The 18921-nt window shown below is 39.0% G+C and carries 21 protein-coding genes; 3 read left to right on the forward strand and 18 right to left on the reverse strand.

Annotated features, from left to right (window positions below):
• Positions 1-88 precede the first annotated feature (88 nt).
• The 7 genes from G6R02_RS10100 to G6R02_RS10130 all read right to left on the reverse strand — a co-directional run bounded on the left by G6R02_RS10100 (position 89) and on the right by G6R02_RS10130 (position 8297).
• A complete protein-coding gene (locus G6R02_RS10100) occupies positions 89-2311 on the reverse strand; it encodes a penicillin-binding protein (RefSeq protein WP_164669099.1) in 2223 nt (740 codons plus the stop codon).
• Between the two features lie 16 nt (positions 2312-2327).
• Positions 2328-2702: a cell division protein FtsL gene (ftsL, locus tag G6R02_RS10105; RefSeq protein WP_164669100.1), complete on the reverse strand. Its 375-nt coding sequence runs from the start codon at positions 2700-2702 to the stop codon at positions 2328-2330.
• Positions 2699-3679, reverse strand: coding sequence for a 16S rRNA (cytosine(1402)-N(4))-methyltransferase RsmH (gene rsmH, locus G6R02_RS10110; RefSeq protein ID WP_164669101.1), 981 nt, complete (start codon positions 3677-3679; stop codon positions 2699-2701). The genes ftsL and rsmH overlap by 4 nt, the downstream gene beginning before the upstream one ends.
• 348 nt (positions 3680-4027) lie before the next feature.
• On the reverse strand, positions 4028-4459 hold the full coding sequence (gene mraZ, locus G6R02_RS10115; RefSeq protein ID WP_164669102.1) for a division/cell wall cluster transcriptional repressor MraZ: 432 nt from the start codon (positions 4457-4459) through the stop codon (positions 4028-4030).
• A 265-nt stretch (positions 4460-4724) separates the two neighbouring features.
• Entirely contained in the window at positions 4725-6350 is a 1626-nt protein-coding gene (bshC, locus tag G6R02_RS10120; protein ID WP_164669103.1) for a bacillithiol biosynthesis cysteine-adding enzyme BshC, read from the reverse strand.
• A gap of 683 nt (positions 6351-7033) precedes the next feature.
• Entirely contained in the window at positions 7034-7417 is a 384-nt protein-coding gene (locus G6R02_RS20410) for a DUF3397 domain-containing protein (protein WP_164669104.1), read from the reverse strand.
• A 1-nt stretch (position 7418) separates the two neighbouring features.
• Positions 7419-8297: a 2-dehydropantoate 2-reductase gene (locus G6R02_RS10130; protein ID WP_164669105.1), complete on the reverse strand. Its 879-nt coding sequence runs from the start codon at positions 8295-8297 to the stop codon at positions 7419-7421.
• A gap of 173 nt (positions 8298-8470) precedes the next feature.
• Between G6R02_RS10130 and G6R02_RS10135 the strand changes: the two genes are divergently transcribed.
• On the forward strand, positions 8471-8947 hold the full coding sequence (locus tag G6R02_RS10135) for an N-acetyltransferase (protein WP_164669106.1): 477 nt from the start codon (positions 8471-8473) through the stop codon (positions 8945-8947).
• Positions 8948-9005: 58 nt separating this feature from the next.
• On the opposite strand, the gene G6R02_RS10140 is transcribed toward G6R02_RS10135, so the two are convergent.
• The 4 genes from G6R02_RS10140 to G6R02_RS10155 form a co-directional block, all read right to left on the reverse strand.
• Positions 9006-9485, reverse strand: a complete 480-nt coding sequence (locus G6R02_RS10140) for an RsfA family transcriptional regulator (RefSeq protein WP_164669107.1) — start codon at positions 9483-9485, stop codon at positions 9006-9008.
• A gap of 88 nt (positions 9486-9573) precedes the next feature.
• On the reverse strand, positions 9574-10335 hold the full coding sequence (locus G6R02_RS10145) for an enoyl-CoA hydratase/isomerase family protein (protein ID WP_164669108.1): 762 nt from the start codon (positions 10333-10335) through the stop codon (positions 9574-9576).
• 117 nt (positions 10336-10452) lie between these two features.
• Positions 10453-10626, reverse strand: coding sequence for a 50S ribosomal protein L32 (rpmF, locus tag G6R02_RS10150; protein WP_164669109.1), 174 nt, complete (start codon positions 10624-10626; stop codon positions 10453-10455).
• Between the two features lie 40 nt (positions 10627-10666).
• Positions 10667-11197, reverse strand: coding sequence for a YceD family protein (locus G6R02_RS10155; protein ID WP_164669110.1), 531 nt, complete (start codon positions 11195-11197; stop codon positions 10667-10669).
• A gap of 87 nt (positions 11198-11284) precedes the next feature.
• Here G6R02_RS10155 and G6R02_RS10160 point away from each other — a divergent pair, with 87 nt between their 5' ends.
• On the forward strand, positions 11285-12619 hold the full coding sequence (locus G6R02_RS10160) for a nucleotidyltransferase (RefSeq protein WP_343032909.1): 1335 nt from the start codon (positions 11285-11287) through the stop codon (positions 12617-12619).
• 405 nt (positions 12620-13024) lie between these two features.
• On the opposite strand, the gene G6R02_RS10165 is transcribed toward G6R02_RS10160, so the two are convergent.
• Entirely contained in the window at positions 13025-14041 is a 1017-nt protein-coding gene (locus G6R02_RS10165; protein ID WP_164669111.1) for a SepM family pheromone-processing serine protease, read from the reverse strand.
• Between the two features lie 216 nt (positions 14042-14257).
• On the opposite strand from G6R02_RS10165, the gene ylbJ reads away from it, so the two are divergent.
• Positions 14258-15466 (forward strand): sporulation integral membrane protein YlbJ, encoded by a 1209-nt coding sequence (gene ylbJ, locus G6R02_RS10170; RefSeq protein WP_246202541.1) that lies wholly within the window; start codon positions 14258-14260, stop codon positions 15464-15466.
• Positions 15467-15507: 41 nt separating this feature from the next.
• On the opposite strand, the gene coaD is transcribed toward ylbJ, so the two are convergent.
• The 6 genes from coaD to ylbD all read right to left on the reverse strand — a co-directional run bounded on the left by coaD (position 15508) and on the right by ylbD (position 18836).
• Positions 15508-15987 (reverse strand): pantetheine-phosphate adenylyltransferase, encoded by a 480-nt coding sequence (gene coaD, locus G6R02_RS10175; RefSeq protein WP_164669113.1) that lies wholly within the window; start codon positions 15985-15987, stop codon positions 15508-15510.
• A gap of 16 nt (positions 15988-16003) precedes the next feature.
• A complete protein-coding gene (rsmD, locus tag G6R02_RS10180) occupies positions 16004-16552 on the reverse strand; it encodes a 16S rRNA (guanine(966)-N(2))-methyltransferase RsmD (RefSeq protein ID WP_164669114.1) in 549 nt (182 codons plus the stop codon).
• 802 nt (positions 16553-17354) lie between these two features.
• Entirely contained in the window at positions 17355-17630 is a 276-nt protein-coding gene (locus tag G6R02_RS10185) for a YlbG family protein (RefSeq protein ID WP_164669115.1), read from the reverse strand.
• A 67-nt stretch (positions 17631-17697) separates the two neighbouring features.
• Complete coding sequence (locus tag G6R02_RS10190; RefSeq protein ID WP_164669116.1) at positions 17698-18132, reverse strand: YlbF/YmcA family competence regulator; 435 nt, start codon at positions 18130-18132, stop codon at positions 17698-17700.
• Between the two features lie 57 nt (positions 18133-18189).
• Entirely contained in the window at positions 18190-18423 is a 234-nt protein-coding gene (locus G6R02_RS10195) for a YlbE-like family protein (protein WP_164669117.1), read from the reverse strand.
• 11 nt (positions 18424-18434) lie between these two features.
• Positions 18435-18836 carry a YlbD family protein gene (gene ylbD, locus G6R02_RS10200; RefSeq protein ID WP_246202542.1) on the reverse strand — a complete coding sequence of 134 codons (402 nt, stop codon included), beginning with the start codon at positions 18834-18836 and terminating at the stop codon, positions 18435-18437.
• Positions 18837-18921: the final 85 nt, after the last annotated feature.

Consider the following 18921-nt stretch of genomic DNA (forward strand, 5'->3'; position numbering starts at 1 on the left):
ATAGGTAGGCTTGTATCCACTATATGAATGTAAAAAACTGAATAGAACACTGTTTCATAGACCAGGTATGAAGCCCGGAGTTGATTTACTATTGGGTTGCGCCCGTTTCTTCAGACTGTACTTCTTCAGTCTGTTCTGCTGAATTTTCTTCATTTGATTCGTTTTCGCTGTTTACAGAGCCAGGTGGTTTTAGCTCCACTCCTAAATAATCATTCTTTTTAACAGGAGTACCTTTTTTAATACTTTGAGTTTCAACATATCCGTTGCCAATTGTCTCGATTTTTAACTGGAGTAAATCGGCCAGTTGCAATACATCCCGTAACGACCATCCGGTAATATCCGGCATTGTCGGTTTATCAGTTACAAGTATAATACGGTCTTTTGGAAGCAGTTCATCTCCTTCTTCAGCACTAGCTGCTTTGATGGTATTGCCTGAACCAATTACCGCAACATTTAATCCCTTATCAGATAATTCATTTTTGACCGAAGAAGTGCTTTCACCGACGATTTCCGGAAGCTTGATTGCATGGACAGATTTTGATGATTCTTTATCAGGATCAATGTTCAAATAATGCAGAGCGTTCTGCATAACGTTTTTAAAAATAAATGATACTGGAGTTGAACCAGGCTCATAACCATCCAGTTCAGGCTGTTTTACCGAAACATACATCATTAATTGTGGATCATCTTTTGGTGCCATCCCCAAAAATGAAAAAACGTAATTTTCATGTCCGGTTACATAACTGCCATCTTCAATAAATTGTGCTGTACCGGTTTTTCCTGCCACTGAATAATCATCAAGCTTATATTCTTTTCCGGTTCCATTTTCTGACGAGACAACATCTCCTAAAAGATTCATTACTTGATCTGAAGTCTCTTTGGAAATCGGATTACCTACTACTTCCGGTTCTTTTTCTTTAAGTATTTCTCCGGAAGTTGAATCGACTATTTTTGAAATGACATATGGTTTTACCATTTTCCCATCGTTAGCAATAGCTGTTGCAGCTTTCATTTGCTGAATTGGTGTCAGTGTACTCGCCTGACCAAATGCCGTAGTAATTTTATCCCGTGGCCAATTATAAACAAGCGTTCCTCCTACCTCACCGGGTAAATCAATACCGGTTTTTTGGTCAAAGTCAAAAGCCTTAAGATAATTCAGGTATTTCTCAGTTCCTATTTTTTCCCACACTAATTTTGATGCTGCAACATTGGAAGACCTTATAAAACCTTGATCAAAAGTAATCGAGCCCCAATCACTTTCCCAGTCGTGGACCGGCTGTACGCTCTCACTAATTTGATAGCGTCCGGATTTAAACCATTCGTCACCATTGTAAACTCCCTCTTCAATTGCAGCAGCCCACGTAAACATTTTGACCGTTGAGCCTGGTTCGAATGGGGTGGAAATGGCGTCATTATACCAATTCTCCACATTCGCCGGATTATTCGGGTTATAACTGGGACGATTACTCATCGCCACAACCTCACCTGAATTAGGATCCATCACAATTGCAGTCATTCGCTCCGGTTTATATTCCTTATCGACCTGCGTCATGACATCTTCAAGCAATGTTTGGATTTTCTGATTAATTGTTAAATAAACATCCTGGCCGTCCTGAGGCTGTTTGATGACTTCATTCGGGTCAAGCAGTTTTGTACCAAACTTATCACGTTCGTATGATATGTAACCCTTTTTCCCGCTTAATAGTTTATTCATTTCACGTTCTATTCCTGTTATGCCTGTGATTTCCCCCTCTTCTTTACGTGCAAATCCGATTATATGAGATGCAAACAACCCGTTAGGATAATACCGGACCGCTTCTTTTTTGAAGGTAATTCCCGGGAGTTCAAGTGCTTCAATCTTTTCCTTCGTCTGCTGTGAGAGCTCTTTACCGGCACTGCCAAACTCCACCTGGAAAGCATTGCTTTCAATACCTTCCCGGAGCTGTTCAAGAATATAGGATTTATCTGTATCTAATAAAGGAGCCAGCAATTCCGCAGTTTTTTCCGGTTTTTTTACATGCAATGGCTCCTCAGGATCCTTGGTATAAGATTCACGAACGATAGCTTGGATACGGAATACCGGCCGATCATATGCCAGGGTCATTCCATTTTCACCAAATATTTTTCCGCGTTCCGCATCAAGGGTGTAAGATGCAGTGCGTTTTTCTTCAGCCCATTCGCTCAATGAAACGTCATTTATTTCACCGGCAGCCTGAATATACAGAAACCTGCCGGCTATGAGTAAAAAAATCACGACAAAAATAAGAATCAATATGCTGGACATAAAGTGAGTTGTTTTATTTTTTTCCATTATCTATTCACCTTACTTAATTGTTGAATGCTGTCGCTCTTTTCACTTTTGCGTCTTGAATCTTTAAGCCGTTCTCTTTTGCAATCCTTGTAATACGTTCCGGTCTGCTGAGCTGCTTCTTCTCATATAACAACCCTTCGTTTTTAACTTCCTGTTTCTGAACGGTTTGCTCAAGTGATTGTAATTCCCTGTTTATTGTATCAGTAGATGAAGCAAATGAGATAACGTAAATACAAGCGGCAACCAAACATAGACCTACTACAGTGTACAATACCTTTTCACCTTTTGAAATCCAGCTTTTTTTACGAACTTTAACCGCAACTTGTTTTTCTCTTTTTGGAGCTTGTGACGTATAAGATTGTTCCCAGTTTCGCGCGTGAATTGCACTCATGATTTTTTCCACCCTTCTTCGTAAGTAAAGTCTTCATTCCATTCATTGATTTTTTCGGCGATACGCAATTTAGCTGATTTTGACCTGCGATTTGCATTCAATTCGTCATCACCCGGCAGTATTGGCTTTCTATTAATCAGTTTGAATGGAGCTTTATGATCTTCCGGTATTACCGGCAAATTCCGTGGCACCTGTTTAGCTGTGCTCCATTTTTTGAAAGCCTGCTTACAGAGCCTGTCCTCCAGCGAATGAAAGGTAATAACAACTACTCTGCCATTTACATTCACAAGCTTGGCAGCCTGGTGCAAAGCATCATTAAACGCTTCTAATTCGTCATTCACTGCGATTCGCAATGCCTGAAAGATACGTTTTGCCGGATGTCCTCCCTTTCTGCGTGCCGGTGCAGGTATAGCTTCCTTAATTATGTCCACCAATTGATGTGTGGTTTCAATTGGCTTCTCTTTTCGATACATTTCAATTTTTCTGGCGATTTGCTTCGAAAATTTTTCTTCGCCATATTTAAAAAAGATTTTGACCAGTTCGTTATATGGCCACGTATTTGCAATTTCTTTTGCATCCAGTTCCTGTTCCTGATTCATCCGCATATCAAGTTCCGCATCGTGCTGATAACTGAATCCCCGAGCGCCACGATCCAATTGCGGTGAAGATACACCAAGATCAAAAAGAATCCCGTCAATGCTCTCGACTTTATGGCTGGTTAAGGATTCTTCCAGGTTTCTGAAATTTGAATGAATGAACAATATCCGATCACGGTAGTGCTGCAGTCTTGACTCTGCGGCTTTCAGGGCATCCAGATCCTGATCAAAAGCAACGAGCAGGCCATTTTCTCCTAAACGGGAAGCAATCTGTTCTGAATGACCACCACCACCTACTGTACAATCAACATATGTACCATCCGGTTTAACGGCCATTCCTTCCAACGCTTCTTCTTTTAGAACACTATAGTGGTCAAACATTGAAACACCCGCTTTTTAAAAATACTAATTAATTAACTATAAAATAAGACTAAGGTTAATTTAGCTATCAAATCAGCCACGTCCAGCTCCAGCGCCCAGCGACTAGTGGACTTCCCTCACCTCCGTACGATAAGTCAACATCGATTCGAAAGTTGGAGGAAGGCCGACTAAAACCGGCCTTGCCGGCCAACGTCGGCATACCCCTGATGCAGGGGCATGTTTCCTTTATCTCCTTCGGCAAGTTCGGAAGTTCGACTAAGACCGCCGCTATGCGCGGCAACGTCGAACCACCTGCGATGCACAGGCGCAGTCCATACGTCGCTACCCGGGCGCTTCCTCTTTTGTGCTTTAAATATCAAAATCCATCAGGTTTTCAGCGATTTCACCAAACGATTCTTCTGAGTCGCTGAAATAATCTTCCCAGTTCTCATTTGCCCAGAATTCGACTCGATTGGATACACCGATCACGGTACATTCCTTGTCCAAAACGGCATAATTACGAAGTGGCTGGGGAATGTTTATTCTTCCCTGTTTGTCCACTTCACATTCAACTGCTCCTGAGAAGAAGAATCTTGTAAAAGCTCGTGCGTCTTTTTTGGTTAGTGGGAGTTTTTTCAGCTTTTCTTCAAGCAATTTCCATTCGTCCATCGGATAAGCAAACAAACACTTATCAAGTCCACGGGTGACAACAAAACTATCCCCAAGCCCTTCACGGAACTTTGCAGGGACAATTATTCTGCCTTTTGTATCAATGTTGTGCTGAAATTCACCCATGAACATAGACTGCACCCCACTTTCATATCACTATGTTACCACAACCCCCCACTATTCACCACTTATTTTTAATATTTTTTATTCAAAAATATAAAATAGGTCTATTTATCTAGTGTCATGCCACCTGAAACACTGTATATCAATAAAAGCTATACATTATAAAAACGCCGGGATATCAAAGTATCCCGACGTTTTTAGGTTACTGAATATATATAAAAATCCACTATCCCCCGCATTTAATATAAAAGTGGGGGATAGTGGATGGTGTTTGTTAAAAATAAACCGCATAATGACTTTCCATGAATGAATAGGGTTCTTTTGCCAGTTGTTTTATAAAGTACGGACCATATTCATTTAACCATGGTAAAGGATTCCATGTACGTTCCTGGAGTCCGTTATTCGGATGTAAGGCATTTTGAATAACATCATATTCCTGCAGGTCTTTGTTATACTTCTCTTCCAGCGCTTTTAAAATCCTGCCTTCAAGGAATTCAATATCACAATGAAGGTAATACAGATTTTTGTCTGCCAATTCTCCGAGATCCGAACGAATATCTTTGGCAATGTCACGCAATGGTTGATGCACCTTGTCAACCGCCTGTTTAATTTCTGAAGCAACATGCTGCACCGGCGGATTACTCTGTGATGCTAACCAATTTGTCTTTAATTCTTCTACACCATGATTAATTGCGAATTCGTTTGTGATTCCATATTTATTTAATGCTTTACTTACATGGCGCTCAATAAATGTATAAGATAACCTTGGAAGAACCGGCGGCATCTTCACATCAGCTGCCTGGAAGGCCGGTTTTAATACGGACCAGTAACCAACTTCACCAGGGCCGCCGATAAATGCCAGTGTCGGGAATAATAATTCCTGCATAAGCGGTCTTGTAACAACATTATTGCTAAGTAAATCCGGATTATTCGTTGCAATATCAGCCATTTCCTGGGTTGTTAACAGGACTTCATTCTGCTTCCCTTGCCAGTCTCCATCCTCATTACGGGTGAGCAATATACGTTCATTATTCTCATGATAAAAAAGATGTGCATCATCTGGCTCTACATCAAGTGAAACAGCATATCCTGCCTGTTTGATTTGCTGAAGTGATGTATATACACCTTCACTGATTTCCTGCTGTTTTTCAATCATTACTGAAAAATAATTTTGTTCCAATTTACGTATCAGCGGGTTTCCTGAATCTGTCAGAACCACACCTTCCTCATCGAATAAATGGAATATAATCCGCGCAAAAAAGTCCACATACGTATCGGATTTTTCCAAACAATCCTGAATCGTTTTATAAAGTTCTTTCGTATACCGTGTTTCACTTAGCTGCTGAAACAATCGATTTATCCATTGATCAGCATACTTTTGGTCAATTGGGATATCAGAGACAGATTGCTTTCCCATAACGCGCTGCAGCAACTTGAACTTTTTCATCGTAGATTCTTCCGGCAGAAAGATATGATTAATTTCCTCAAAATCATGATCCTCTCCCGCTATCCAAAAGACAGGGATAACTGGTATTTGAAGTTCGGATTCCTGTTGTTTGGCAAACTGGATAATGGAGATTAATTTATTAATTGTATACATAGGACCGGTTAACAACCCAGCCTGCTGTCCTCCGATAACTACAACACTATCATTTCTTTTTAGACGTTCAATATTATGATATGTAGATTGAGGAGCATTCCATTGCTGATTCATGGTAAGTAGTGTTTCAGTAAGTTGTTCGCGATCGAAATTTCGATTTTTAAGTTCTTCCAACCTTGCTTTATATGTTGAACCTGTATAAGGGTTATAATCAAAATATTGCATAATACTGTTTTTGTTTCTGCGATAATCATCTATTAATGGGCTGTGCTTTTGCTGTTTAATCGTATCGATTCGCATTAAATTCATGCTCCTTTTACCGTAATGAAATGTATCCATAACGTATTGTACATAAAACTGGCAACAAATTCATTAAATCTGTTTTATCGTGTGTTACTGGAAGGGTGTTTTTGACACAAAAGATATAAACTGCGAACTACTATGAAATAAGTTGAGTGCTATGACACCGCTGCGGAAATACACTTCGCTTTCCGGGGGCGGCTGGTGAGCCCTCCTCGTGCTGGCGCACTCAGTGGTCTCACCGATGCCTGTCCTCCCCCAGGAGTCTCAGCGTATTTCCTCCGCTGAAAATTGTTCGACATATCTTGGTAAAGATTTGTTTTGTGATGGTTAAAAGTAGAAACCAGCAGCTGGAATATGCGAGACTCCTCGAAAAAGAAAAACACTTTTTCTTCGTGCGATGTATCGCTGACGTAGCCTTCCTTGTCCTGTGGGAAGTACAAGTTAGGCGAGACCCCGCAGGCGAGGTACGAGCCGAGGAGGGCTCGGCACTTGCCCACGGCTAAGAAGACACTGCGAAAACGAACTTTTTGAGCAGATGTCGCCTTGGTACCCGGAGGTGTGAAAGCGAGTATATTCCAGCTGCGGTGGTCAAAGAGCCTCTCTAACTTATTAGCAATGGGTTTGGTTCGCAGTTTATTTCAACCAGGAATTAAAAAAGCAAAGTAATATACAAAAATAGCTTACTGGAAAAAGAGACGCTGAATTATACCAAATATCACCAATATTATATAAAGAAATAAAAACAGCAGAAAGCATATTCGCCAGAAAATCTTAAATATGTTATTAAAAACAACTTCGGTATTAATTTTCCACTGGGCGACTGCAATGAATATAAATATACTAATCAATAAAACAAAAAGTATACCAATAAACGAGTTCCCGAAAATTATCCTGAATAATACTGCAACCGCAATGATATATAAAAGGGTCGTCCAGTTCACAGACTTATGAATTGCTTTCCACCTGTGATTATAAAGTTGAAATGAAATAAGATAAACAATAACTGTTGCTGCAACTGGTGCTGTAATGATAAATCCTATAAAATAAATGATAATATCCAACATGCTATTTAATTTTCTCCTTTTTCTCCTCCAAAGCCTTTATACTCTGATAAATGAAAGACGTATATGGGATGGGCTGTTTACTTCGTTTAATTAAGTATCCGCAAATTGCCTCAATTTCAGTTTCATTATTTTCCCGGATATCTTTAAGCATCGATGACACATTGTTCCCTGTTTGTTCTGCAATAGTTTGAACACGGTTCCATTGCTCATTGAAATCCAGGTTCAGAACAAATGAAACTTCACAGCATATTTCGCGCGCCAATTTTTGTATATGTACATTTTTAAGAATCCCACCATTTGTTATGTCAAACAACGCACTTATAGGGTTAATAACAGCATTGACAATCAATTTTTCATGGAGCAGCAATTCCCAGTCATGAAATGATTCGATTGGAAAGTCGGGCTGATGCAATTGTCTTTCAATAGAATCAAGCGTACTTCTTTCCCCTTTGAATACTGCTAATTTTATGTTACCTCTCCCTCTATGTGCGACCGAATAATCGTTTTTCCGAATTGCGCCATGCTCCACTACTCCTACGATTGCAGGTTGACTCACCTTTTCCAATAGCTTGATATGCTCCATGCCGTTTTGCAGAAAAATAACCGGAGTATTCATATTTGTTTTATTTATAGCCGGAATAACCCGCGAAATATGCGGCTGTTTCACACATACGATAAAACATTCTTCATTCCTCATCTCATCCAGGAGGAGTGACCTCACTGGTACAGGTTCAGTTGCGTTTACCAACCAAATTCCATGCTTATTTAGAAGCTGCTTTTGCCCCCCTCTTTTAACATATACAGTAACCTGGTGATTTTTTGCCAAAAAACCTCCTAATAACAGACCTACAGATCCTCCACCTATTATTCCAAGTTTCATATTTCACCTCGCCTTTCCATCGTTACCTCTCTTAACCAATTGTAGCAGAATGAATGCTATTTTTTGAGGAAATCAAAGATTCTCCCCCTTCTTCATTTCTTTCTGTATTTTTTTATACTATAATAAAATATATAGAAAAACCAAATACTTCTGATTTTAAGGGGGAAATAACGATGAACCAAATTAAAGTTGAGAAGCTCTTAATCAATTATAAAACGTTGGAAAAATTTAAGCGTTTTAAAGAATATGGAAATCAGGAACTGTCCATGCTGGAAGACCTGCAAAGCAACATAGTTGAAAATAACAGTGAATCACCATTTTACGGGATTTATATTGGAAATAACCTTATTGCCCGGATGAGTCTTTACAAGGTAACGGCAAAATATGATGCTTATTTTGAGCCAACACAGGACTATCTGGAACTGTGGAAACTTGAAGTGTTGCCGGATTATCGTGGAAAGAACTATGGTAAAGCTTTGGTGGATTTTGCAAAGGGCTATAATTTGCCAATTAAAACAAATCCACGGATTAACTCACACGATTTTTGGGAAAAGATGGGCTTTCAAAAAGCAAAATATGATATGGAAAGAGACCTTGGTGAAAACCCGCTCATCTGGATGCCTGAAGGTGTACAAGAAAAAGATGTATAGTATAAAATAGCACAAATAAAGACATGAATGGCTTTTGCAACATTCATGTCTTTTTAAATTACTTATTTTCTTTAACCCAGCTCCACAAATTCCCCATTTCATCCCAGGCATCTTCATACCGTTTGAGCTGTGCCTTTAATTCCTGATTTTCCTTCTGCAAAAGATCAACTACTTTTTCCTGCTCTTTTTGGGATAATTGATTTTCACTTGAAAAATTAGTTCGCATTCTCTCCAGCAATAAAATGGCAGTATCTATCGGATCATTCTCATCCATGTTTTGGGATTCGGTATAATTCTGTACGTTACGCCTTCCTCCCTGTTTACGTTCTTCTTTGGCAAAATCAATAGCTTCCTGATACCGTTTACGGATGGAGGCATTCCACCTGAATCCACATGCTGCCGAAGTACGTGACAGTCGTTCGGCTACCTCCTTAAACGCTTCAAGCTGTGTTTTGCCTTCTCTAATATAGCGAAGTACTGTTTCTGCCAATATTATATCTTCATCATCTGTCCATGCATCCTGGCGTGTTGCATTCATAACATCCCTCCTTACTTATTTGCTATCAATGTATGCAAAAAGTAGGAGTGATAGAATAAATCTTTACTATTTTTGTTAACATTAATTATTACTTTTGCTGAAAAAATTGTTCAACGGCATCCTTATGTTCCTGTGAATCCCATAATGTTGCACAGTTTCGGACTTCTTCATCCATTAATGCAGAGATACCCAGCATCGATAGTTTTTTCTTATATTGCATTTTTAATATTTTCATTTGCTCTAATGATTTTGCTATAAACGGTTTCAGCAGATGTTCACGATTGTCCCATAACGCTTCGTCTGCTACCTTTTGAAGCCAACCCTTACTTTGCAGATAGGAGGCTTCATATACTTCTCCTTCCACAAGCCACTGGTAAGCAAAGGTTGGATGAACTTTCTCATATAAAAGCGCTCCGCCACCCCAGCCAGGTGTTATTCCAAGCTTTGTTTGAACAAAGCCGAATTTTGTATTTTCCCTGCCTATCCTGAAGTCGCACGCGGTTGCAATTTCGCATCCCCCGCCCAATGCATCGCCATTTAACAAACAAACGGTCGGAACCGGAAATGAAGCAATTTCATAGAGAACTTCCTTCATTGGGTAGAGATTCGAAAATGCTTCATCTGTACTTAAATCGCCGTGCAGATTCTGCAGGTCACCACCTGCACAAAACATCCTGTCACCCGCTCCGGTTATGACAAGAAACTTAATGGAATCTTTCTTGGCAGTTTCCAACGTCTTTTTTAATTCCATCGCCATTTCCATTGATATTGCATTTCGTTTTTCGGGACGATTAAGTTGAATTACACCGTAACTACTTTCATTTTTAGTATATTGAATTGTGTTCGTCATAAGATCTCCTCAATAATTTACTATTCTATACTAATACTAGCATATATTAATTCCGAACATATAAAAACAGACCACTGTTTATATAGTGATCTGTTATTATCAGGTTATTATTACAATTTACTTGTTAACTACTTCTTTTCCATCATAATGACCACACGATTTACATACACGATGCGGCTTAGTCAGTTCACCACAATTTGAACATTCAACCATGCCAGGTACGTGCAGTTTCTTATGCGTACGACGTTGATTTTTAACTTTTTTGGAAGTTCTTCTCTTTGGTACTGCCATGACTTACACCTCCTTCAATTATGAGAGCAAACCAGAATTACTATTCATCTTTCCCGTTCTCATTATCTTCAAGTAATGATTCCAGTTTTTGTAAACGTGGATCAATCTTTTTTTCTGATTTTTCTTCTGAAATAAATTCCCATCCTTCTCCTTCAGAAGGAGCAAGGCGATTTGCATCATCATCTGAAAACACCCGATAAGGTGTCTCTAAAAGAATATTTTCCTTGATATATGGGGTTAAGTCAAGTACTTCCCCATCAATTTGATGAATTTCGTCATCTGCTTCTTCATCATAGTAGGCTGACTCAGAAAATACCTCAGTTGCCTTTATTTCAAAGGCATATGGTACATCAACCAAAGTCCGGGCACATGGTAAGATCATTTTTCCACTAATGGTAAATGAAAAAATAAATTCGTTTCCTTGTTCGAACGCGTTACCCTGGACATGAACAGAGTTAATTTCCCGAATATCATTATTCATAATTTCGAGTTCAGATACATCTACTCTGTCATCAAAAGTAAATGTTCCATTATGGGTATTTTTCCTAATTTCACCTAATGTAAATTTCATTATTATCACCTCAAGGCAACAAGAGTTATTTTAAAAGGAAAATGAACTTTTGTCAACATATTTTCTTTACAGGATTAATATTATCCATTGTTGGATTTTAATACCAGTATGCCCTTTCTATGCATCGGTAATCGTGTAGAACAAACAATGCAGGACCATCCATTTTTTGGTACAATAAATACCATCAAAAACCTGGGAGTTGGACGTATGCAAGCTTGTGGTTTAATTGTTGAATATAATCCATTTCATAATGGTCATCTATACCATGTACAGAAAGCTAAAAAAAAATCCGGTGCAGATTGTATGGTTGCTGTAATGAGCGGATCTTTCTTACAGCGTGGGGAGCCTGCAATTATTGATAAGTTTCACCGTACTAAGGCTGCATTATCAGCCGGAGTAGATATTGTATTGGAACTGCCATATTTGTATGCGGTACAAAGCAGTAACTTATTTGCCAAAGGATCTGTTCATACATTAAATGAAATTGGCGTGTCCAGCATTTGTTTTGGCAGTGAATCCGGAGAAATTTCATATTTCACCAATGGGTATGAAATATATAAGGAAAAAGAAAAAGGCTATAAGGAATCACTTAAATCACATTTGGACGAAGGAAGTTCGTTTCCCGAAGCAAGCAGAGCAGCCTATGAGGAAATTGGCTTAACAGCGACTGGAATCGATTTATCAAAGCCGAATAATATTCTTGGATTCAGCTATGTTAAAGCAATATTGGAAAATCAGTTATCAATTGAACCCTTAACAATCACACGAACAAAAAGTGGTTATCATGATCAGGTTATGGCCGGTGATATTGCAAGCGCAACAAGTATAAGAAAAGAGTTGTTTACGGACGGAAAAATCTCTGTTGATACAGCAAATACATTGCCGGAAGAAACGATTATACAACTTAACCAATATAAAGATAAATCAACTACCTGGCACACATGGGAATACTACTTCAACCTGATTCATTACCGTGTCATGACAATGTCGCCCGAAGAAATCGCTTGTATTCATGGGGTTGACGAAGGACTTGAATACCGTATTAAAAAAACCGCACACGATGTCACATCCTTTGCCGAATGGGTAGACAAAATCAAAACAAAACGATATACGTGGACAAGACTGCAGCGGATTTTCGTACATATTTTGACAAATACAACCAAGGATGACATGGAATATGCCAAAGAATTACCATCTGTTCCTTACGTAAGGCTGTTAGGAATGACTGAAAAAGGACAATCCTACTTGAATTACAGAAAAAAGAAGATGGATGTTCCACTTATTTCGAGCCTGGGCAGGGGGATGAACCAAATGCTATCAATAGAGGAAAAGGCCACTAACGCCTATTTCAGTATCCTGCCGCCAAATAAGAGAAATCAATTTCACAGACAGGAACTCCAGCCACCGATTATCATGAAGTAAAAAAACTGCAATATGGACGTTGTATCCATATTGCAGTTTTTTTATAGTAATAAGGATAGTATTGTATATCTTTAACTTTTTCGTAAATTATGTTGCTCCTTTTCCATCGCAGTTGACATAAACTGTGAACTAAATCTGATCTGATTTGAATTATTTAATAAGGCTCTTTGACGCCGCAGCTGGAACATACTCGCTTTCCGCGGGCAGCTGGTGAGCCTCGTAGTGTGACAACACGGAGAGGCTCATCAGCCGCCCACGGCTAAGAAGACACTGCGAAAACTCACTTTTTGAGCAGATGTCGCCTTGGTACCCGGAGGCGTGAAAGCGAAGTGTATTTCCGCAGCGGCGGACTAACTCTCATTGTGCACTTTCGCCTGCGAAAACAGAGCATCGTTTCTCCATAAATCATTCGAGTTCCTGCAGGTAGTTAAGCGCATCTTTAAAGGTTTCAACAGGCACAACTTTCATATCTGTACCAATTTCCTCAGCTGTTTGTTTTGCCACTTGATAATTTGAATCTTTTGCGCCATCCTCGTTGGGAGCGAAGAAGATATCACAACCCTCCTCATCAGCGGCAATCACTTTTTTATCGATTCCACCAATTCGCAGGACATTTCCGTTATAATCCACTTCACCGGTTCCGGCAATCTGATAGCCTTTCGTTAAATCCTTTTTAGTCAATTGATCATAAATTTCCAGTGAGAACATCAGCCCGGCACTAGGTCCGCCAATACTTCCACTTGAAAAATTTACTTTCGGATCAACAGTTACACTGCGATCAGTAACTAATCTGATCCCAATACCAATTTTATTATCCAGTTCTTCAAATTTCTCAAGCTTTATTTCCTTTGAAAGTTTTTGATCGTCACGCATAACCTCTAACGTTATCATATCCCCTGCCTCTTTATTTTCCACATAGCTGATTAAATCATCTGATTGCTTAATTTCATTTCCATCAATCCCAGTAATCCGATCACCTGACTTTAACTTTCCGTCTGCCGGCATTCCTTCAACAACAGAAACAACATAGACCCCTTCATAACTTATTGTAATATCTTCGTTTGCTGCTTGATAGGCAACTACTTTTGAAGCTTCCTGTGAACTCTCCATCATCCGAAGCTGTGCATGAAAATACTCATCCTCTGATACACCTTCCGGCCGAACCTGCCTCAGTGGCATTACTTCCTGATGCGGCAAAATTTTTGCCCATGCATATTGAATTGGGGTTGCCTGTCCACCGCGTACTGTAACCAGATGCATATCCCCTTCGCTTTGATAGCCGCCTTCCACTTCTACCATTGGGTTAAGCGCGTCAGCACCACCTGGTTTATATATGTAGTATGGAAGCTGATATGCTGAAAGAAAAAATGCTGCTGCAATCACAATTATTAAATAAATTATATGTTTTTTCGTAAATTTCACCGGAATTCCCCTTCCAAACGTTCATGATGCAATTACTTTTTAGTAAAGTCCTAAAAGTGTATGGCATAAAAACATGATGTATGTGCGTATATTGATATAGACTTGTACAAAATTTGCATAATATGATTTTGACAAATTTATATAACAAGCTAGCATCATTCTACTACTATCAAAAAAAGAAGTACAGAGTTAGCTCATACTTTAGGAGGCTTTATGTTGATACAAAAAGTCAAAACAATAATGCTATCAGGAATTACAGTCTTTATTGCTTTTTGCCTGATAAAGTATCCGGACCAATCACTTGAAGCCAGTATCCGCGGATTGAATATGTGGTGGGAAATTGTGTTTCCTTCATTACTACCTTTTTTCATTACAGCGGAACTGTTAATTGGCTTTGGTGTGGTCAAATTTATTGGCATTCTATTTGAACCGATTATGCGCCCGTTGTTTAATGTTCCCGGCGTAGGAAGTTTCGCATGGGCCATGGGAATGGCAAGCGGTTATCCTACTGGAGCAAAAATATCAACACGATTACGGGAAGAGGATCAACTATCACAGATTGAGGCTGAACGGCTTGTTTCCTTTACAAATGCTTCAAGTCCGCTTTTTATATTTGGTGCTGTGTCGGTTGGTTTTTTCTATGATGTTAAACTAGGTGTACTCTTGGCAGCTTCACACTATATTGGCAATGCACTGGTTGGTATTTGCATGCGGTTTCACGGCCGAAGAAAAGAAAAGAATATTGATAAAACAAAGAAACAAAAGCCTTCAATTATACTGGCATTTAAGGAAATGCACCGTACCAGAATGAATGATCCCCGTCCTTTCGGTAAAATTGTTGGAGATGCCGTGTTGAATTCAATTCAAACGCTGGTTATGGTTGGCGGATTTATTATCCTTTTTTCTGTTCTAACCAAATTATTATATATAATAGGTGTATCCTCCATAATCGCTGTTTTATTTCAAGTTATCCTGCAGATTCTTTCATTGCCGATTGAACTTGCTTTGCCTATGTTCTCCGGATTGTTTGAAATAACACTTGGTGCAAGAGAAATATCTCAGATTGAAACAAGCAGCTTGCTGGCAAAAATGATTGCCGTCAGTTTTATCTTAGGCTTTAACGGATTTTCCATTCAGGCTCAAGTTGCAAGTATTATAGCACCTACAGATATCCGCTTCGCTCCATATTTCTTTGCACGTATCCTTCATGGTACATTTGCCGGGATACTGACTTTTGTCTTATATGAGAAACTGTATTTAAACCGGACTTCATTTGACTTTAATGGTGTGCCTGTTTCCAATAATATACATGAAAATCCATGGGTCGCGACATTGTATCATTTAAAAGATATCGGACCTGTAATAACCATTGCCTTTTTACTGATTGCTGCAATTATTTTGCTAAGGAGATGGAGAAAAATATAAAAAGATGTTGAATCATTTCTGCTGATCAACATCTTTTAAGACTATTTATACTTTTTCTGCAGTGCTTCAGCGACCGGTTCAGGTACCAGATCTGTAACATCTGCTTTATATTTGGCTACTTCCTTCACAATGCTTGAACTCAAAAATGAGTATTGATTATTTGTCATCATAAAGAACGTTTCGATATTTTCGTCCAGTTTTCTGTTCATTGATGTAATCTGCATCTCATACTCAAAATCACTGACAGCACGCAAACCGCGGAGTATTGCATCAGCCTTATGCTGTTTGGCATAATCAATAAGCAGTCCATTACTCGTATCAACTGTTACATTATGTAAATGTTTTGTCGTTTCCTGAAGGAGCGCTACTCTTTCATCAACTGAAAATAATGGTGCCTTTGACTGATTATTAAAAACCGCTACGATAACCTCACTAAAAATTTTGGCACCTCGTTCGATGATATCAAGATGCCCATATGTAACCGGGTCAAAACTTCCCGGACAAATTGCCAATTTGCTCAATGACAAGCTCTCCCTTCTACTTCTTCTTATAAATTGTAATACCTGTTGTTCCACCATAATTGACTTGTTTTACCATCGAAAACTCATTGGTGGAAAACTTTTCTGATAAATCATGTTCACAGTATATCATACCATTTTCCTTCAATAGCTGATGTTCTTCGATTTCATTCAACATTTTTTCATAATTCACCTTGCCATATGGTGGATCAAGCAAAATTAAGTCGTATTGCAAGTTTCTTTTGGCCACAGCATTTAACGCCCTGAATGCTTCCGTGCGATAAATTTCAGCATTCTCTTCCAAATTTAGTGCTCTAATATTCTCATTAATAGTATGTATGGCTTTAGGTTGTTTATCAACAAAAATTCCTTTTTCCATTCCTCTGCTTAAAGCCTCGATTCCCAAGGCTCCACTTCCGGCAAACAAATCCAGACATAGTCCTTGATCAAAAAAAGGTCCTAATGTTTGAAATACAGCTTCTTTTACTTTATCTGTAGTAGGTCTGGTTGCTTTACCAGGCACTGCTTTCAATTTCCTTCCTTTATGTACTCCCGCAATTACCCGCAAATAATCACCTCACCAGGACATATTCGTTAGTCCGATAATACACAGCACTTATATTTTATAATTTCTGCTAAAAAAATAAAAGGAAGTGTATATAAATTTTTACCATGTACATAATAACATAGTGAAGCAGCTAAGAATTGCTTGGCTGTTTCAAAACACGGAGAAGACTTACACTTCCCCATAAGTTCTTCTTCCGGTTTCTCCTCTCCCTTTGCCTTTTTGTTTTCTAACAAGAAAACAAAGGGACCTGCAGAACTATTGTCTGCAGGTTTTTTCTTTTTTATTGTTCTTTTCGTAAATTCATTTTCTTTCTAACCGCGTAGCAGATATAAAATGCGACGTAATTTGAAAAAGAAGATTGAGTGCTATAACACCGCTGCGGAAATACACTTCGCTTTCCGTGGGCGGCTGTTGAGCCCCCTTCGTGCTTACGCACTCAGTGGACTCACCTAGGCCTTTCCTCCCACAGGAGTCTCAGCGTATTTCCTCCGCTGGATCTTATTATAAAAGACTAGAAAATTTAGCAATATATATATTCTGATAGATAAAAAAGCTGTTTTAAACCAGAAGCTGGAATGTACGAGCTGAAGAGGCTCGACACTTGCCCGCGGCTAAGAAGACACTGTGAAAACGTACTTTTTGAGCAGATGTCGCCTTGGTACCCGGAGGTGTGAAAGCGACAGCCCGCAGCGGAAAACATACGCCGCGGTTAATGCGCTGTGTCAAAAACAACAATCTATACGTAGACACCCTTTTTAACAAAAAAACCTTTGCGAATTACGTTATGTATGTTCGCAAAGGTTTATATGCCCATTTTATAGTCGTACTGTTTTGCCTCATCAGGTATGGCATTTTGATAATCAGTTCGTATAAATGGTTTATATGAATAATCTACTTTTGATATAAAAGGAAGCTTCAGTAATTTTGTTTCGGTTACTTCCAGGTCTTCCTGGTCCACGTAGATTACCGCGTACTTTAATTTCCTTGATGCATATAGAAGATGTCCATATCGTTTAATCTGCTTTAAGTTTTTCATATGCTGAAACCAAACAATAAGACCTTGACGTTTCGTTCTCATCAAATATCCCCGCTAACTTTATGTTTGCAATTAAGTGTAGCAGAATGAGACGTGTTAATCAATAAATTTACGATGCTTTACAGCCACATGCTCCTCCACTTCCACAGCCATGATCAGACAAGGCTGCTCCATCTTTTGGCGCTTTGATATCATCGCTGACACTTAATGCAATTTGCTCACTTATCTCATCAAGCGTTTTTTGCAAATTGCGTTCAGCAACCTTAAATGCCGCTACTTTATCATTCATATCCATTTCACGCTTTGTGGAGCGTACCTTTTTCATAATGTCATTATAATCAGGATGATATCTCCCGAATCGTTGGACATCTTCATAATGACTCTTTATATCCTGAAAAGCTTTAATAAGCTCCTGTGCTTCCTGATCCTCTTCAAGCGTTTTGCGGGAATCTCTGTAGGCCTCCATGACATCTGACTTTAAAACCATTTCACTGACTAATTCAGAGTGGTCAAGTATATCTGCATACTCTAAAGTACCTATCATTGTTTCACCTCCAATTATATCTTATCATTTATTTTACTTTAAAGAAACGGTTACCTGCTAATCTTTCATTGCCCCGGCAAATTGAACAAGCATATTAACCATTTGTACCTGATTGCCTATTTTTTCAACCTGCTGGGGGATTGTTTTTCCATAAAATTTTTTAGCTTCTTTCTCCATTTCGTATAAACTATAGGGGTTTCTTGAAAGATACCGATACCATTCCGGGTTATATCGCACAAAATTAGCCAATCTCGGGTTTTGTTGCAAGTATTGATATACAGATGCCTGCAATTGAATCACCTCTAATCTCTAAACCAGTTAAATGGTTGATTTGGTTCTCTGAATTGCTGCTGCGGGGGTTTTTTTGTTGATTGAAATTGTCCCAGCAGCTCCTGGATAGTTGTTATAGTGCCACTTACCTGTTGCACCTGTTTTTGTACTTTATCCAAATCAATGTTTTCCGAAAGCTTCATTAACTGACTGAACAATTCTGCCTTTCCCTCTTTTGACTTCCCGCCGGATGTTTCATTTCTTTCACGTTTATATTCATCCCAGAACGGATCATCTTCACCAAGCAAAGCCCATTTTTCATAGTATTCCTGCCAGCCTTTTCCACTTCTTCGCACTTCTTCAATAAGCAATGGATGATTATTCATAAACGTCTTGAATTCCCTGACACTTGGATGAAGCTTATCACTGCTCACTTTTTTTCACCTCGGTATAGTTATCTGTTACTAATTAATTTATGTAGTACAAAAGAATACTGTGCGAAATAAAACCAAAAGTGGA

This window comes from Virgibacillus doumboii (genome assembly GCF_902806455.1).
GTDB lineage: Bacteria > Bacillota > Bacilli > Bacillales > Amphibacillaceae > Lentibacillus > Lentibacillus doumboii.

Coding starts and splice junctions, on each gene's coding strand:
- bshC (WP_164669103.1), bottom strand. CDS start 6,350: ATGCGAATCGATACGATTAAACAGCAAAAGCACAGCCCATTAATAGAT.
- G6R02_RS10130 (WP_164669105.1), bottom strand. CDS start 8,297: ATGAAACTTGGAATAATAGGTGGAGGATCTGTAGGTCTGTTATTAGGA.
- G6R02_RS10155 (WP_164669110.1), bottom strand. CDS start 11,197: ATGAAATTTACATTAGGTGAAATTAGGAAAAATACCCATAATGGAACA.
- G6R02_RS10100 (WP_164669099.1), bottom strand. CDS start 2,311: ATGGAAAAAAATAAAACAACTCACTTTATGTCCAGCATATTGATTCTT.
- G6R02_RS10190 (WP_164669116.1), bottom strand. CDS start 18,132: ATGATAGGTACTTTAGAGTATGCAGATATACTTGACCACTCTGAATTA.
- G6R02_RS10140 (WP_164669107.1), bottom strand. CDS start 9,485: ATGAATGCAACACGCCAGGATGCATGGACAGATGATGAAGATATAATA.
- G6R02_RS10145 (WP_164669108.1), bottom strand. CDS start 10,335: ATGACGAACACAATTCAATATACTAAAAATGAAAGTAGTTACGGTGTA.
- mraZ (WP_164669102.1), bottom strand. CDS start 4,459: ATGTTCATGGGTGAATTTCAGCACAACATTGATACAAAAGGCAGAATA.
- G6R02_RS10135 (WP_164669106.1), top strand. CDS start 8,471: ATGAACCAAATTAAAGTTGAGAAGCTCTTAATCAATTATAAAACGTTG.
- rpmF (WP_164669109.1), bottom strand. CDS start 10,626: ATGGCAGTACCAAAGAGAAGAACTTCCAAAAAAGTTAAAAATCAACGT.
- G6R02_RS10185 (WP_164669115.1), bottom strand. CDS start 17,630: ATGAGAACGAAACGTCAAGGTCTTATTGTTTGGTTTCAGCATATGAAA.
- rsmH (WP_164669101.1), bottom strand. CDS start 3,679: ATGTTTGACCACTATAGTGTTCTAAAAGAAGAAGCGTTGGAAGGAATG.
- G6R02_RS20410 (WP_164669104.1), bottom strand. CDS start 7,417: ATGTTGGATATTATCATTTATTTTATAGGATTTATCATTACAGCACCA.
- ftsL (WP_164669100.1), bottom strand. CDS start 2,702: ATGAGTGCAATTCACGCGCGAAACTGGGAACAATCTTATACGTCACAA.